Genomic DNA, 15,474 nt, shown 5'->3' on the forward strand with positions numbered 1-15,474 from the left:
ACAGGTTTTGCAGTCTCTGAAAAGTGTGCGCGTGCAAGGACTCACTCGCCAGGGGTGTAGCACTGCAGTTTTGCGCGCTGGCCCTTCAGCTTTCGGCGTACTCCAGCGTCCGGTCCATCTGAGGGGCGGTTTCTGGCAGTGCTAGCCACACCAACAGCCAAGCTGCCGTGGCGATAGCGGCCAAGGTCAGGAATGCGGCATCGTAACCTGCCGCCTGAACCACCAGCCCGGCTATGCCAGGGCTCAACGCCGCGCCCAGGCCAAAGGCGGTAGTCAGCGCGCCCAGGCTGACATTGAAGCGGCCAGTGCCTGCCGTCAGATCCTTCACTACGATGGGGAACAGCGCGCCGAAAATGCCGGCACCCACGCCATCGAGCAATTGCACACCCACCAACCAGAAGGGGTTGTCTGACAGCACATACAGCGCCCCGCGCAGTGCAAGCACGAAAAAGCCAGCCACCAGGAAGGGTTTGCGACCCCACTGCTCGGCCTTGTTGCCGACCAGCATTGCCATCGGCACCATCACCAGTTGCGCGGCAACGATACAGGCCGAGGTTAGGGGCGTAGCCAGACGCAGGTCGATCTGCGAAAGCTTCTGACTGACCAGAGGCAACATGGCGGCATTGGCCAAGTGGAACAGTGCGCAGCACACGGCGAACAGCAGCAAGGTGCGGTTGTGCAGCAGCACCCTGAGGCCAGCGGGCTGATCGTGGCCATGGGCCGCGTCGCTCAAGCCCCGTGCCTGCTGATGATCGATGGCGTCAGCGGGCACCCTGGCGACGGCGATGATACTCATGACCGTCATCACTGCCATGAGGTAGAACACCACGACCGGCCCGAACAGATACGCAAGCCCGCCAGCCAGCAGTGCCGAACAGGCATTGCCAGCGTGGTTGAAGGTTTCGTTGCGCCCGAAACGACGGGTGAATGCCTTGGGCCCAGTGATGCCCAGCGTGATGGCCGCAATCGCGGGGGCGAATACCGAACCGGCCAGGGCGCTGACGGTCTGGGTTAACGCCACCAAGGTGAACGATGCCATGAACGGAAGCAGCAGGCAGCTACCGGTCACTAGCAAGGCAGCGATGACGATCACCGCGCGCTTGGCCCGGGTGCGGTCGATCAGTGCGCCAGCTGGCGTTTGCGCCACCAGCGCTGTCACCCCGGCCAGGGTCATCACCAAGCCGATGCTCGCCGGCTGCCACTGGTGTACGGCGAGCAGATAGATGGCCAAGTACGGCCCTAACCCATCGCGTACATCGGCCAGGAAAAAGTTCAGCCAGTCGAGTGCGCGGCTGTGCGCGGCACTTTGCTTAATAGCGTCCAAGTCTGCGCCTCGATCGGGCATACGCACCGTGTTTGACTAACGTGCCGGGCTTAACCGACGTGCAGCCGGTTGCGACCTTCCTGCTTGGCGACATAGAGCGCGCGATCAGCCCTTTCCAACAGCGATGACACCAGGTCTGGCTGGCTTGCGCTGATGCAGGCTATACCGATACTCACGGTCACCTGTGAGAAAGGACTGTCCGGGTGAGCGATAGGTTCCAGCGCCAGGCGTTCAAGCATGCCTTTGGCAATCATGGTTGCGCCCGCGCAGTCTGTATCGGGCAGTATGGCGGCCAGTTCTTCGCCGCCATACCGTGCAAGCAGGTCATTGGGCCGGCGCAAGCAGCCGGCCAGCGTCGTGGCCACACGCTTGAGGCACACATCACCTGCTGGATGGCCGAGGCTATCGTTGTAGCGCTTGAAGTAATCGATATCGATCATCAGCAAGGCCAGGCTTGCATGGCTGCGTTGTACCCTGCTGGTTTCCTTGGCCAGGGTTTCGTCGAAAAAGCGCCGGTTGGCCACCCCAGTCAGGGCATCGTGTTTGGCCAGGCGCTCCAGCTGTTGATTGGAGTCGAGCAGGCGCTGCTGGGTGATGAGCAATTCGCTTTCGGCCTCACTGCGCCGGCGCATTGCCCGGATCAGCAACCCGCCGATGCCCCCCGTCAGCCCTAGCAACCCGCACACCACCAGTACTGACAGCTCAGTTTCCAACCGCCACCCGGCCAGTGACTCGTCCTTGCCCAGTGCCACGGTGGTCACCAGCGGCTGGCTATCGCTCTTGCGAAACGCATACAAGCGGGCAACGCCGTCCAGGCTGGAGTTGTATGACGCCGTGCCGACGGAACGGTCCACCAGGTATTTGGCGTACAGGGGCGAGCGTGAAAAGTTGCGGCCCATGTCCTGCTCGCGGAAGGGGTAGCGCACCAGTAGCGCACCATCGGTATGGGTTAGCCCAATGGCACCGTCCTGGCCCACGTTGATTTGGCCGAACAGGCGCAGGAAGTTCTCAACCCCCAGGGTCACCGCCACGACCCCGGCGAACTGCCCATGGGCATCGTCGAAGCGCCGGCTGATGGTGATCACCCACTCATGGTTGGAGCGGCTGCGAATCGGCATGCCGATGAATGGCTCGCGCGAGGGGTCGTCGCGGTGGTGGATGAAATAGGCTCGGTCGCTGCTGTTGGCGCCTGCCGGAATGGGGCGATTGGAGGCCATGAGCCAACTGCCGTCGCGACCGTAAACGGTAATGCCGCTCAACTGTGGCATCAGTGGCTGCTGGCTGACTACCAGTTGCCGGAGCCGCTCGATTTGTTGGGGGCCGCTACCTTCGGTTTCCAGGCGCTCGACCAGGCCTAGCAGGATCACCGAGCTTTGCCGCACGATACCGTCTGCATAGGTGGAAAGGGCCTGGGTCAAGTTCAGAGCATGGACGTTGGCTTCCTCCAATGCTCGCTCTCGCGAAGCGACGACCTTCCATAAGGTCAATGAAGCGAGGGAACAACCAATCACTGACAACAGCAGAACGACTAGGTGAATATCTCGCTTCACGGTGATTCCTGATGTAAGTCCATTTCAGGGGTGGCGCATTGCTATATTTGAGCGCCCAATCCGCCCGTTGTGCAACTAGTTACGGTTTATCGCTTCAGCCCCCGTGGAGGGTTCGGGTGCCTGCAACCTATCGATGACGCTGTGTGCCAGTGCGTGATACAACGAAACCGGCGATATCCAGCCTGAAATACCGGTTGCCAACAGCGTGGTCGCCAACATCGGGATTGCCAAGTCCGGGCTGTGGGTGAGTTCGAGCACGATCACCGAAGCGGTCAGCGGTGAACGGGTCACACCGGCCAGGTAGGCGCCCATCCCCAATAGCGCACACGCCTGCGGGTCGACGTCAGGGAGCAAGCCCAGCAGCGGTGCGAAGGCCGCCCCGATACTCAGTGACGGTGAAAACAGGCCGCCGGGGATGCCGGCAAGGTAAGACGCGACATTGGCCAGGAATTTCCAGAGCAGAAACGTAGGGTCGGTAATAGGTTGCGCTTCGAGCAGTCTGCGGGTTTCTTCATACCCTGTACCGAATACATGGTTGCCCGAGATCACGCCGAGTACAGCCAGCACCAGCCCGCAAACGGCAGCGAAGCGCACTGGATAGCGCCCGCGCAGTGCACACATACGGCCCAGGATGCCCTTGTTGGATGGCAGCACCAGCTTGGCGTACAACCCACCCAGAACGCCTCCCAATACCGCGCACGCAGGGACCACGATCCACCCCCAACCGATGGGCAGGCGCCCGCCGATCTGGCCGAAATAGGCATATTGGCCCAACACCCCTAGGGTCACGATGCCGCCGATCAGTACTGCCGTGAGCACCAGCCCGCTGAAGCGTTGTTCGAAGGTCCGGCTGAGTTCTTCGATGGCAAACACGACCCCGGCCAATGGCGTGTTGAACGCGGCCGCGATGCCCGCAGCGCCACCCGCCAGGATCAGGCCAGCCAGGGTGCGCCGCCCATGCAGCCCAAGGCGGCGGCCAAAGGCATAGAGCACGGCAGCGCCGATATGCACGGTCGGGCCCTCTCTGCCTACCGAACCACCGACTGTCAGCGCGCCAAGGGTCAGTAACATGCGCGCGCCCGCCACAGGCAGTGACAGCAAGCGCGCTCGCAACCGACCGGAGGGCAACTCCAGCGCCGCAATGACCTGCGGGATACCGCTGCCTTTGGCATTCTCGAACCAGCGGTGGGTCAGCCATGCGAGCAAGGCAAACCCCGCAGGGGTGACCACCAGTGGGGACCAGGGAGCCCATTCCAGCAGTTGTTTGAACGATGCGAATGCAGCGTCGGCCAGCCAGGCGAACGCCAGGGCCGTCAGCCCAACCAGCAATGCACCGATCCAGAACGCCAGACGTTGACGCCAGGCTCGCCAGGTCGTTTGGGCCCAGGATGAGGGTAGCGGGGAGGGCGTGAGTTGAGGCATCGGACGCACAGATTGGTTTGAAGGCTGAAGTATGGTCGATTTCACCGTTCGATCCCACCTGCAGCTGTTTTCGCCGACTTCAGATTCCCTTCAGATTCGCCCCAGATAATCCTCCCATCGCACCCAGTTGGGGGATTTTCATGAGCCAGATTCAATGGAGCAGCCTGCTCCCGTTAGCGATCGGTACCCATTCCGATCACCATGCCCGCTTATCGCTTCACTCTGTTGGAGACCCTGGCCGCCCAGGCCTGGAGCACTTCATCCACCAATGCTTTGCCACAGCGCACCACGCTGACGTGCAGCATTACCTGCCCGAACTGCTGGCCTTGCACGATAGCCACGGGCAACTGGTAGCCGCCGCTGGCGTGCGCCTGGCCGCGCAGGGCCCGTTGTTTCTCGAGCGGTATCTTGACCAGCCGCTGGAGGTGCAGGTGTCTCGCATAGCCGGCACCGAGCTGCCCCGCACTGGCATGGTCGAGGTCGGCAACCTGGCATCGCTCAGCGCCGGTAGCGCACGCATCATGATCATTGCCGTGACCTGGTTGCTGGCTGCGCGCGGCTTGCAATGGGTGGCCTTCACCGGCGCCGCCACGCTGATCAACAGTTTCCAGCGGCTGGGGCTGGTGCCGACGGTATTGGCCCCGGCCGACCCCGAGCGCCTGCAGGGGCAGGTCGATCAATGGGGTACCTATTACGACCAACACCCCCAGGTGTTCGCCGGCAATATCGGCTACGGCTACGATGCCTTGAGCCGAGCCGGCGTGTTCCAACGCCTGGGCTTTCCCGCCCGTGCCGAGGAGGCAGGCCATGCCGCATGAGTTGCAGCAATTTCGGCAACGGTTGGGCGAATATGCAGCCGATCATGTCGAGGCGGTGGCGGTGCAAGGCCAAACGCACCGCTATACCTATCAGCAGTTGCTCGGCGAAGTCGGGCTGCGCACCCATGCCATGCATGGGCAACCGGCAGGTGCCTTGGTGTTGGCACTGGACAACGGCCCAGATCTGTTGTTCTGGGACTTGGCCGCGCTGTTCGCTGAACGCCCTTGCGTGATCGTGCCGTCGTTCTTCAGCGCCGCCCAGTTCGACCACTGCATCAACCAAAGCGGTGCATCGGTTGTGTTGTGTACGCCGCGGTGGGCGGCGCAATTGGCGGGCAAGGGCTTTGTAGAGCAAGGCGAGTTTTGGGTCCGGGAGGCTTCGAGCCGGGTTGCTTTACCGGTCGGCACCGCCAAGGTTACCTACACCTCTGGCAGTACCGGCAGCCCGAAAGGGGTGTGCCTGAGCGCGGGCAGCCTATTGCGAGTAGCACGGGAGCTGGAAGCTGCCAGCCGTCCCACTTCCCCACAACGGTACCTGGCGGTACTGCCTCTGGGGGTGTTGTTGGAAAACCTGGGTGTGTACGCCGCGCTCATGGCTGGGGCCTGTGTGCAGCTTTACCCGCAGGAGCAGCTAGGCATGGGCGGTGCCAGCCAAGTGGATTTCAAGCGCCTTCTGGGCGCCATTGCCCTCAGTGGCGCACAGAGCTTGATCCTGGTACCGCAGCTGCTGCTGGGGGTGGTCACGGCCATCGAACGCGGGCTGATGCAGGTAGGCCAGTTGCGCTTCGTTGCGGTGGGAGGGGCGCGGGTCTCGCCCAGCTTGCTGGCGCGGGCGCAGGCGGTGGGCTTGCCGGTGTTCGAGGGCTATGGGTTGTCCGAATGCGCTTCTGTCGTGGCGTTGAACCGTCCGGGGGCGATGCGCCCTGGCAGCGTCGGCAAACCACTGCCCCATGTTCAAGTGCGCATTGCCGAGGATGGTGAGGTGCTGGTTGCCGGCTCGACCTTGCTGGGTTACCTGGAAGACGCCCCTGTCACTCAGGCATGGTGGGCCACCGGCGATCTCGGGCACCTGGACGCAGACGGCTATCTATACCTCGATGGGCGCAAGAAGCACCAGTTCATCACCAGCTTCGGGCGCAACGTCAACCCAGAATGGGTCGAGTCCGAGTTGACCCAGGGCGGTGTGATCGCTCAGGCGTTCGTGCATGGCGAAGCCTTGCCGCGCAACGTGGCACTGCTGTGGCCGCTGGACCCTAACCTCAGTGATCTTGCCATTGACCAAGCCGTGCAGCGTTGCAACGCGCAACTGCCTGATTACGCCCAGGTGCATGCCTGGCACCGCTTGCCGGCGCCCCTGAGCCAGCAAGACGAAACCTTGACCGCCAACGGACGCCCGCGACGCCAGGCGATCTTCAAGCGTTACCAAACCCTGTTATCCGACCCTCTCAAGTGAGGTACGCCATGTCCTTTTTCGACACGCTGCAAACTCAAACGGCCCAAGAGCGTCAGGCGTTGTTCGCCGTACCGGTCATCCGTGATGCCCTGGCTGGCAAGGTCAGCCTGGACAGTTACATCGCCTTCCTGACCCAGGCCTACTACCACGTTCGTCACACCGTGCCGCTGATGATGGCCTGTGGTGCGCGCTTGCCGTCGCGGCTGGAATGGCTGCGCGGCGCGGTGTGCGAGTACATAGAGGAAGAGTACGGCCATGAGCAGTGGATTCTCAATGACATCAAAGCCTGTGGCGGTGACTGGGAGGCGGTGCGTGATGGCCGTCCGGCGATGCCGATCGAACTGATGGTCGCCTACTTGTACGACTTGATCGCCCGGGGCAACCCGGTCGGGCTGTTCGGCATGGTCAATGTGCTCGAAGGCACCAGCATCGCCCTGGCCACCCAGGCCGCAGGTACTATCCAGAGCACCTTGGCGCTGCCTAACCAGGCGTTCAGTTACCTCAGCTCGCACGGTGCGCTCGACCAGGATCACATGGTGACTTACAAGCAACTGATGGATCGCCTCGAAGACCGCGCAGACCAACAGGCGGTTATCCACGCCGCCAAAATCGTCTATCGCTTGTACACCGATATGTTCCAGGGTTTGCCGCGAGCCGGGCAGCAAGAGGTGCGCCATGCGATTGCCTGAGTCCGTAGTGGTCCTTACCGGCGCCAGTGGTGGCATCGGGTTGGAATTGGCCGAGCAGTTGTGTGCTGCGGGCGCTCAGGTGCTGGCGGTCAGTCGGCACATCGGCGAGCTTGCAGGCCTGATGAAGCGCTACCCCGGTCGCCTGCGTTGGCAAGAAGCCGACCTGCGTTGTGCCGCCGGCCGCGGTGAGGTGATAGCCCGCGCCCGCGAGATGGGTAATGTCAACGTATTGATCAATGCGGCCGGGGTGAACCGCTTCGCGCTGCTAGACCAGTTGGACGAGCACGCGCTCGATGAGTTGCTGGACATCAACCTGAAGGCGCCGTTGCAGCTCACGCGCGCGTGCCTACCGCTTTTGCGTGCCCAGCCCAAAGCACTGGTGGTCAATGTTGGCTCGACCTATGGCTCGATCGGCTATCCCGGTTATGCCACCTACTGTGCCAGCAAGTTTGCCTTGCGCGGGTTCTCAGAGGCGCTGCGCCGCGAGCTGGCCGACACCACGGTCGATGTTCTGTATGCCGCCCCTCGGGCAACCCGTACCTCGATGAACAGCAGTGCTGCGACAGCGCTGAACCAAGCGCTGAAGGTCGGCATGGATGATCCGGCGGATGTTGCGCGGGCGGTGCTCGAAGCGGTGCAGTCTGAACGTAGCGAGCTGTACCTGGGGTGGCCGGAAAAGCTGTTCGTGCGCATCAACGGCATGTTGCCAGGGGTGGTCGACCGCGCCCTGCGCAAACAACTGCCGGTCATTCGTCGTTATATTGGTAGCCACTCGAAGGAGTCGATCAAATGAAGCGTCTGTTGGTGGCCAGCTTGCTGGCATTCGCCCCCTTTACCTGGGCATTGGACCAGGCGGGTAGTCAGCACCTGAGCGATTTGCAGCAGCGTTGGGCGCAGATTCAGTATCAACTGCCCAAAGAAAAGCGTGCCGATGCATTCGAGAAACTGGCTGGCGATGCTGCCGTGTTCGTACGTCAGTACCCGGGCACGCCAGAACCGCTGATCTGGGAGGGGATCATCAATAGCAGTTGGGCAGGTGCAACGGGTGGCCTTGGGGCACTGGGCAAGGTCAAGGCCGCCAAGGCCAGCCTGGAGCAGGCCATGAAACTGGACCCCAATGCCTTGCAGGGCTCGGCTTACACCAGCCTGGGCACGCTGTATGACCAAGTGCCTGGCTGGCCTATCGGTTTCGGCGATGCCGACAAGGCAGATGCCTTGTTGCGCAAAGCCCTGCAAATAAACCCCAATGGCATCGACAGTAATTACTTCTGGGCGGATCATCTGTACCGGCAGAAACACTACCCTGAGGCTACCGCTGCCCTGCAAAAAGCCTTGCAGGCCCCACCTCGGCCAGGGCGTGAGCTGGCAGACCAGGGTCGCCGCGCCGATATCGATGCTTTACTCAAGGCCATCAAGGACAAACAGGACTGACTATGCGGCTGCTGCTGGTTGAGGATGACATCGCACTGGGTGAAGGAATCTGCGACGGGTTACGCCAGGAGGGTTACACCCTCGACTGGCTGCGCGACGGTGTCAGTGGTTTGCATGCACTGCAGCATGAGGCCTTTGACCTGGTGATTCTCGACCTTGGGTTGCCCCGCATGGATGGTATCGAGCTACTGCGGCGGGTGCGCGCTGGCGGCAATTCGCTGCCAGTGCTCATCCTCACCGCCCGGGATGCCCTGGACGATCGTATCAATGGCCTGGATGCTGGCGCTGACGACTACCTGGTCAAGCCCTTCGACGTCAACGAGTTGAAGGCACGTTTGCGTGCCTTGCTGCGGCGTAGCGCCGGGCGTGCCAGGGTTCTGATCGAACATGCCGGGGTCAGCCTCGACCCTGCCACGCAGCAGGTGCACTACAACGGCGCTGAAGTGGTGCTCACGCCGAAGGAGTATGTATTGTTGCACGAGCTGCTGGCGCAACCGGGCAAGGTGTTCACCCGCGAGCGCCTGACACAGTTGCTGTATGGTTGGGACGAAGAGCCTGAAAGCAATACCCTGGAGGTCAATATCTACCACTTGCGCAAGAAGCTGTTCAACGGGCTGATCCGCACCGTGCGCGGTATCGGCTACCTGGTCGAGGCCAAGGCATGAGTTCGTTGCGCCAGCGCACACTGTGGCGCGTGATGTTGCTACTGCTGCTGGGTACCGGCCTGCTGGCGCTGTACAACTACCACGACAGCCGCCGGGAAATTAACGAGGTGTACGACGCTCACCTCGCCCAGAATGCACGCTTGCTCCAGGGTGTGATGAGCATGCCGGTGCAGGACAGCTCGCGCCAAGCGCTATACGAGGCTTTCAACGCCGCGTTGAGCAAGGCTGGGCGAGGGCAGGTGGGGCACCCTTACGAAAGCAAGCTGGCCTTTCAGGTGTGGCAAGACGGTGTCGGTCGCTTGGTCCATACCGCCAGTGCACCGACCCTTGACCCACCGCCATCGGCCCCTGGTTTCTACGATTTCATCAGCGCCGGCGAACGCTGGCGTGGCTTCGTCCTACCGGTACCGGAAAAGCACTGGGTCATCTGGGTGGGCGAGCGCAATGACGTACGCTACGACCTGATCGATCGTATCGTTCGGCACACGCTGTTCCCGTTCCTGCTCGGCAGCCTGGCGTTGGCGCTTTTGGTTTGGGTGGCGATCGGCTGGGGGCTACGGCCGTTGCAGAACATGGCCACGGTGATTCGCAACCGTCATGCCGAATCCCTCGAACCGTTGCAGTTGGTACCGTTGCCCTCAGAGCTCGAGCCCATGCAGGCCGCGATCAATCGCTTGCTGGCCCAGATCGATGACTTGCTGCGCCGTGAGCACCGCTTCATCGCCGACGCTGCCCACGAAATGCGCACCCCGTTGGCCGTACTGCGTCTGCATGCCCAGAATGCACTGGCGGCCGGCAATGAGGCCGAGCGGCACAAAGCGCTGGGTTTTCTGATCGGGGGCGTCGACCGGCTGACTCGGGTGGTCAACCAATTGCTAACCCTGGCGCGTGTCGAGCCGCGCCCTGGTTTACGGGCAAGCGCTCGGGTAGACCTGGCCGAAGTGGTCACCGATACCTTGGCTGACCTGACCCCGTGGATACTTGACCGCGGCCTTGAGCCCTCGCTGGACATCGATGAAGGTGAGCATCACTTGGCAATCGATGCCGGCGCCTTGGGTATTGCGCTGCAGAACCTAGTGTCCAATGCGGTTGAACATTCACCACCGGCAGGGCGCATCATCGTGTCATTGCGCCGGCGCGACAGCGCCTTCGAACTGATGGTCGAGGACGAAGGGCCGGGTATCGATCAAGCCAGCCTTTCTCGAGTGTTCGAACGCTTCTACAGTCGCAACAGCCCCAATGGTGCAGGGCTTGGGCTGTCGATCGTCGCGACCATCGTTGACCGCCTTGGCGGTCAGGTGCGCCTGGATAACCGCCCAAGCGGCGGGCTGGCTGCCAGTGTGCTGCTGCCGTTGGATTGAGCGCTGCGGCGATGATGCTCGGGGTGCGCGGGAGCCGCTTGAGTGTCCGTGACTGGGTGAAGCAATCAGCAACATGGCGAATTGAGACTATAGTGACTTCTTAAAACCAGGTCAGTGGGTGCCATGTCTACGATCGATCTGTCGTCCTCGCAAAGCCTTCGCAAACGCGTGTTGTTGGCCGGGGCGTTGAATATCGGCTCCATTGTCGCCTCTCAGGTGATTCGCCTGGGCGGCAACCTGATCATCACCCGCATGTTGCTGCCAGAAATGTTCGGCATCATGGCCATTGCCACTACTGTCTCGGTGGTCTTGTTGCTGCTGTCGGACGTAGGCCTGAAGCAAAACATCATTCAGAGCCCGCGCGGTGACGACCCGCTGTTCCTCAATACCATCTGGTCGCTGCAGATCATTCGCGGCCTGGGTTTGTTTGTGGTGATGCAACTGGTGGCGGTAGCGTGCTGGGCTTCTCAGCTCTATCAAATGTGGCCGGCGCACTCGACCTACGCCGACCCGCAGTTGCCTGGGGTGTTGGCCGTTACTGGCTTTTTCGCAATCATCTTCGCCTTCCAGTCGACCAAGATCGATGTGGCCATCCGCGCCTTCCAGCAGAAGAAAGTGGTCCTGGTCGACCTTGTGTCGCAAATTGCCGGCCTGCTGGTGATGCTGATCATCGGCTACCTGACGCGCTCCATCTGGGCGCTGGTGGCTGCCGGCCTGGTTTCCACCTTGGTGACCACGGTACTGAGCCATTGGATTTTTCCGGGGCACAAAGACCGCCCGCAATGGGACCCTGCAGCACTGCGTGAGATCGTCAATTACGGCCGTTGGGTATTTCTATCGTCCGCTGTCGGCGTACTGGCCATGCAAGGTGACCGGATCTGGTTCGGTGGCAGCATGACGGTGGCGCAGCTAGGGGTCTACTCGATTGCCGTGAGCATTCTCGGAGCCTTTCAGCTCAGCCTGCAGCGGCTGGCCGGTGCAGTGGTGTTGCCGGCCTTCAGCGAAGCGGCTCGCAGTGGCGACATGGACCGCCTGCGTCGCCTGTATTTTCGCTTCCGGCTGATGTTCGATGTACTGACGCTGTTCACCTGCGGCTTCTTGTTCACTGCCAGCCCACTGATCATCCATTGGCTGTATGACGACCGGTATCACGATGCAGGGCATATGATGGCTGTACTGTCATTGTCGCTATTCACCCTGCGCTACGGCCTCACCCACCAGATATGGCTGGCATTGGGGCTGACCAAATACTTGGCAATGGACAATATCATTCGGCTGGTAGCGTTGTTCACCCTGATGCCGTTGTTGTTGGCCATCGGCGGGGTGAATTACGCGCTCTGGGGGGTGGCGCTGCATACCTTCTTCACGCTGTTTTTGATCTTCAAGGTCAGCCACCAATTGGGCATGTTGAGCATCAAGCGTGAATTGGCGGTGCTGCCTGTCATGCTGGTGGGTGCCTTGTTCGGCCAGTTGATCAGCCAGCTGCTCGCCTGAGCGGGCGGCTTGCAGCCGCGGTGAACGGGTAGGCGCCAGGGGCCTGTTTAATCGCCGCGGGCCGTCACGCGGTGTTCATAAGCGGTTGCTAAGGTGTCGCTCCTTTCAACTGGCATAAGGTAGGCGGCCCTGTGAATTTCGGCGCGACTGGCAAGCCGTTTCTGCTGCGCTCCAGTGACATGTCCAGCGATGAGTTCGCCGCGCTATTCATGCGGCTCTACGGGAACCTCTACGCCGATATGCAACCGCTGGGCGAAGGCATCTGCATCGCTGGCGTCTACGGGCGGTTCGATGGCTTGAGTGTGCGGCGCATGCAGTACAAAGGTGACTTCACCATCAGGTTGCCGGCGCCTCAGGACGAAATAACCTTCGTGCTACCCACAGCGGGCAAGATCATCTTCGATCACCGGAGCCAATCGATTGGCACGGGTCAGGTGGGCCTGGCAGTGGACAAGCTGGACATTCGCTCAATACGCATCGGCGAAGGCCACGCTCACTGCGGTTTGTCGATTTGTCGCAGCGCAGTGACTCAGCGCCTGTCGACGCTGCTTGATCGGCCTCTGTCCACCCCGATTCGTTTCGCAGATCAGGTCGAACTGAACAAGCCGGCGTTTAAAAGCGTCAGTGCATTGCTGTCGTTCGCCACCGGAACGCAGTTCGACCCTTTGATCAACACTGGTGTGCTGCTACCGGCGCGCTTGAAAGAAATGTTGGTCGATGCGTTGCTCGAAACCTGGCCCCACAACTACAGCCAGGCGATGAGCAGGCCTGTGCCGGCGATCGCGCCTCGGCACGTGAAACGGGCAATGGCTTACCTGCGCGAGCACCCCGCTCAACAGCTTAGCGGCAGTGAATTGGCGACACTGGCCAATGTCAGCCTGCGAGCTCTGCAGGATGGCTTTCGGCGTTTTGCCGGCGTTTCGATCATAGAGTTTCAGCGTCAGGTGCGGCTGGAGCAGGCGCGTGAAGTGCTGGCACGTGGCGAGGGTGGGTCGGTGGCGCAGGTTGCTCTGCAACATGGCTTCAGCAATGCCGGACGGTTTGCCCGATACTTCCAGCAGGCATTCGGTGTCACGCCGGCAATGGTTCGGCGCCGCTAGGCTGGGGCCACACCGTGGCCCCGTTCAAGCGTCAGAAGGCGTAGCTGGCTTTTAGGTTGCCACTGACACCTCGGCTGTTCCCGCCGCCTATGGCGGCAATATCTGCCCCGATGCTCATCGCGCCTTGTTTCGCTACCAGCTCGAGCGCGCCAGTGAATTGATCGCGGTTGGCAAAGGCCGCCCGCTGTGCGACCGCCAGGCCCTGCAAACGGCTTTCGCTTTCGAGCTTGTGGCCGCCCAAGGCATGCGCGTAACCCAACTCCACCCCTGGCAGTAACTGCCAGCCTCCCAGGGCCATTGGTGCAAAGGACGCTTTGAGGCGGGTGACGGCGGTGCTGCTGGTTTGCTTCACGTCGTTCACCTGCATGGCAAGGTCGCTGCCTCGCTCGGCAAATCCGTTGAGCTGCAAGCGGCTGCCCCGTAGGCCAAGGCTTGGTTCCAGAACAAGGCCGCCAAACGGCAGGCGATACCCCAGCGCCAGGCTGGCGCCCGTTAGCGTGCCGTGGGTGTTGCCCTTGGCCGTCCCCAGGCCGTCACCAATCTCGCGTTTACTCGTGTAATCGAGCCAGCCAGCGCTGGCATCGGCATCGATGAACAGACCGTGATCCAAGCCATTGGGTGCAAAGCGCGCACCCAGGCTAACAAATGTCAGATCGCTGTCAGCCTCGCCGCCGGCAGAGCCGATGGTCCCCTGGCTGTAGCCAAAACCGGCATGGCCCCCAAGCTGCTCGGAAAAGCGCTGAGTCATGCCAATCATCGTGCCTCGGCTGTGTTCGTTGCTGCTGGCAGCTTGGGCGGAACGCTCGGTGCCCAGGTAGCCAACCAGCGCAGTACTCCAAAGGCGCGACTGGCCAATCTTGAGGTCGCTGGCGTCGGTAAAGGGCGCGGCGGCTCGCTCAATCATAGAGCCCTGGCGCAGCAGGTAGCTGGCGGCATCGGCATGCACTTGACCCCCTACCGACGATTCGACGCCGCCCAGTGTTCCCGCATCGATCGCGGACTGCAGGTAATAGTTGTAGGCGCTGTAGGTGCCTGACAACGAGCTGTCCTGCAACTGACGCAGCAGTTGCGCGCCGGCGGCGGCGTTGCCCCTCAGGCCGGCTTCGCCTGGCAGCATGCTGTAGCGCACCATCTTGCCTCGCAGCACATAGATGGTTGCTTGCGACAGCCCCAGGCCCTGTTTCAAGTAGTTGTCCATGCTGGCGTAGGTATTTGCGACTTCATCGAGGCCCGCTTGCAGGTAACTTGCCTCAACCCCCAACAGCGGTGCGTAAATCTGGGCCATGCCTGACGGCATACTGGCCAGTGTCGCTTTCACACGTTCAGCGGTGTAGTCGTTTGTTGCCAGGTAGTTACTCATGATGGTTGCATCGTCGACACCGGCGATGCTCAGCAGCACGGCGGCGGCCCACCCAGTGCGGTCCTTGCCAGCGGTGCAGTGAAACAGCGTGGCACCCTCGGCGCTGGCCAGTTCGTTGAACAGCACGCTGAATTGCCGGCGCATGCCGGCGTCGTTGACGAAGGCGCGGTTGGTCTGCTGCATCATGGCCAGCGCCTGGGCAGCGCTGGTGAACGACATGTCGACGATATTCGAGCCGGAACTGGTGTTGCCGATGATATCGATGTTGGTGTATCTCGCGCCCGCAGGCAGGGTGTCGGGTGTGCTGGCGATTTCACTGGGTGTGCGCAGATCGAAGACATGCTCGATGCCCAAGCCGTCGAGCGTGGCGAGGTCGTCAGCTGTTGGGGTCAGGGCGTTGGAGCGATAAAACACCGCGCCGCGCAGGGTGCCGTCGTGGCTTGTGGCGTAGGCGCTGGTGCCGCCGGCTATGTCTCGAAAATTGTCCATGCCGACCAGGCGGGGTGTATCCAGCGGGCTGGCGGCATGGGCGGCTGAAACGGCCAGGGTCAGCAGTGAAAACGGGCAGAACAGGCGTTGCAACACGATAGTAGCCTCAGTGGGATGGTTGAGCGGGCTACTGTGGGTGGGCGAGATGAAGCTCAATGTGACAAGTTGCTGTGCAGCCTCGATGGCTGCGCGTTCTGGCCTATAGACTCGCGATCTGTCTGCCAGGATCAGGCCTAGGAACATCTGATCTGCTTTTTTTCAAGTAACCTGCATCTGTAACCGTATCAGCCTGGAGCAGACAATAGTTTCATCTGCTCC

Annotated in this window: 13 protein-coding genes; 9 read left to right on the forward strand and 4 right to left on the reverse strand. The window is 61.6% G+C overall.

Going from position 1 to position 15,474, the window contains the following annotated elements:
• Positions 1-85: 85 nt before the first annotated feature.
• The 3 genes from ACK59H_RS08900 to ACK59H_RS08910 all read right to left on the reverse strand — a co-directional run bounded on the left by ACK59H_RS08900 (position 86) and on the right by ACK59H_RS08910 (position 4,296).
• On the reverse strand, positions 86-1,345 hold the full coding sequence (locus ACK59H_RS08900) for an MFS transporter (protein WP_060477981.1): 1,260 nt from the start codon (positions 1,343-1,345) through the stop codon (positions 86-88).
• Between the two features lie 29 nt (positions 1,346-1,374).
• Entirely contained in the window at positions 1,375-2,874 is a 1,500-nt protein-coding gene (locus ACK59H_RS08905; RefSeq protein WP_081016632.1) for a sensor domain-containing diguanylate cyclase, read from the reverse strand.
• A gap of 75 nt (positions 2,875-2,949) precedes the next feature.
• Complete coding sequence (locus tag ACK59H_RS08910) at positions 2,950-4,296, reverse strand: chloride channel protein (protein ID WP_060477980.1); 1,347 nt, start codon at positions 4,294-4,296, stop codon at positions 2,950-2,952.
• A gap of 140 nt (positions 4,297-4,436) precedes the next feature.
• Between ACK59H_RS08910 and ACK59H_RS08915 the strand changes: the two genes are divergently transcribed.
• The 9 genes from ACK59H_RS08915 (at position 4,437) to ACK59H_RS08955 (ending at position 13,307) form a co-directional block, all read left to right on the forward strand.
• The gene (locus ACK59H_RS08915) at positions 4,437-5,114 is read left to right on the forward strand and encodes a thermostable hemolysin (protein WP_060477979.1); all 678 of its coding nucleotides are present in this window, start codon (positions 4,437-4,439) and stop codon (positions 5,112-5,114) included.
• A complete protein-coding gene (locus ACK59H_RS08920; RefSeq protein ID WP_060477978.1) occupies positions 5,104-6,567 on the forward strand; it encodes an AMP-binding protein in 1,464 nt (487 codons plus the stop codon). Before ACK59H_RS08915 ends, ACK59H_RS08920 begins: the two co-directional genes overlap by 11 nt.
• An 8-nt stretch (positions 6,568-6,575) precedes the next feature.
• Positions 6,576-7,256: a TenA family transcriptional regulator gene (locus tag ACK59H_RS08925; RefSeq protein WP_060477977.1), complete on the forward strand. Its 681-nt coding sequence runs from the start codon at positions 6,576-6,578 to the stop codon at positions 7,254-7,256.
• Entirely contained in the window at positions 7,243-8,049 is an 807-nt protein-coding gene (locus tag ACK59H_RS08930) for an SDR family oxidoreductase (RefSeq protein ID WP_060477976.1), read from the forward strand. Before ACK59H_RS08925 ends, ACK59H_RS08930 begins: the two co-directional genes overlap by 14 nt.
• Positions 8,046-8,687 (forward strand): tetratricopeptide repeat protein, encoded by a 642-nt coding sequence (locus tag ACK59H_RS08935; RefSeq protein WP_060477975.1) that lies wholly within the window; start codon positions 8,046-8,048, stop codon positions 8,685-8,687. Before ACK59H_RS08930 ends, ACK59H_RS08935 begins: the two co-directional genes overlap by 4 nt.
• A 2-nt stretch (positions 8,688-8,689) precedes the next feature.
• The gene (locus ACK59H_RS08940) at positions 8,690-9,352 is read left to right on the forward strand and encodes a response regulator (RefSeq protein WP_060477974.1); all 663 of its coding nucleotides are present in this window, start codon (positions 8,690-8,692) and stop codon (positions 9,350-9,352) included.
• Positions 9,349-10,713, forward strand: coding sequence for an ATP-binding protein (locus ACK59H_RS08945; protein WP_060477973.1), 1,365 nt, complete (start codon positions 9,349-9,351; stop codon positions 10,711-10,713). Before ACK59H_RS08940 ends, ACK59H_RS08945 begins: the two co-directional genes overlap by 4 nt.
• A gap of 123 nt (positions 10,714-10,836) precedes the next feature.
• Positions 10,837-12,207: an oligosaccharide flippase family protein gene (locus tag ACK59H_RS08950; protein ID WP_060478038.1), complete on the forward strand. Its 1,371-nt coding sequence runs from the start codon at positions 10,837-10,839 to the stop codon at positions 12,205-12,207.
• 131 nt (positions 12,208-12,338) lie between these two features.
• A complete protein-coding gene (locus ACK59H_RS08955; RefSeq protein ID WP_371326768.1) occupies positions 12,339-13,307 on the forward strand; it encodes a helix-turn-helix transcriptional regulator in 969 nt (322 codons plus the stop codon).
• 31 nt (positions 13,308-13,338) lie between these two features.
• Here the strand turns inward: ACK59H_RS08955 and ACK59H_RS08960 are convergent, their stop codons facing one another.
• Positions 13,339-15,252, reverse strand: a complete 1,914-nt coding sequence (locus ACK59H_RS08960; protein WP_060478036.1) for a tyrosine-protein phosphatase — start codon at positions 15,250-15,252, stop codon at positions 13,339-13,341.
• Between the last annotated feature and the right edge of the window lie 222 nt (positions 15,253-15,474).

It is taken from the genome of Pseudomonas sp. KCJK9000, from assembly GCF_046230725.1.
GTDB classification, from domain to species: domain Bacteria; phylum Pseudomonadota; class Gammaproteobacteria; order Pseudomonadales; family Pseudomonadaceae; genus Aquipseudomonas; species Aquipseudomonas promysalinigenes.

Bases quoted from the DNA above. Each gene is read 5' to 3' on its own strand.
- ACK59H_RS08900 (WP_060477981.1), bottom strand. From the start codon at position 1,345: ATGCCCGATCGAGGCGCAGACTTGGACGCTATTAAGCAAAGTGCCGCG.
- ACK59H_RS08910 (WP_060477980.1), bottom strand. From the start codon at position 4,296: ATGCCTCAACTCACGCCCTCCCCGCTACCCTCATCCTGGGCCCAAACG.
- ACK59H_RS08915 (WP_060477979.1), top strand. From the start codon at position 4,437: ATGAGCCAGATTCAATGGAGCAGCCTGCTCCCGTTAGCGATCGGTACC.
- ACK59H_RS08920 (WP_060477978.1), top strand. From the start codon at position 5,104: ATGCCGCATGAGTTGCAGCAATTTCGGCAACGGTTGGGCGAATATGCA.
- ACK59H_RS08925 (WP_060477977.1), top strand. From the start codon at position 6,576: ATGTCCTTTTTCGACACGCTGCAAACTCAAACGGCCCAAGAGCGTCAG.
- ACK59H_RS08930 (WP_060477976.1), top strand. From the start codon at position 7,243: ATGCGATTGCCTGAGTCCGTAGTGGTCCTTACCGGCGCCAGTGGTGGC.
- ACK59H_RS08935 (WP_060477975.1), top strand. From the start codon at position 8,046: ATGAAGCGTCTGTTGGTGGCCAGCTTGCTGGCATTCGCCCCCTTTACC.
- ACK59H_RS08940 (WP_060477974.1), top strand. From the start codon at position 8,690: ATGCGGCTGCTGCTGGTTGAGGATGACATCGCACTGGGTGAAGGAATC.
- ACK59H_RS08945 (WP_060477973.1), top strand. From the start codon at position 9,349: ATGAGTTCGTTGCGCCAGCGCACACTGTGGCGCGTGATGTTGCTACTG.
- ACK59H_RS08950 (WP_060478038.1), top strand. From the start codon at position 10,837: ATGTCTACGATCGATCTGTCGTCCTCGCAAAGCCTTCGCAAACGCGTG.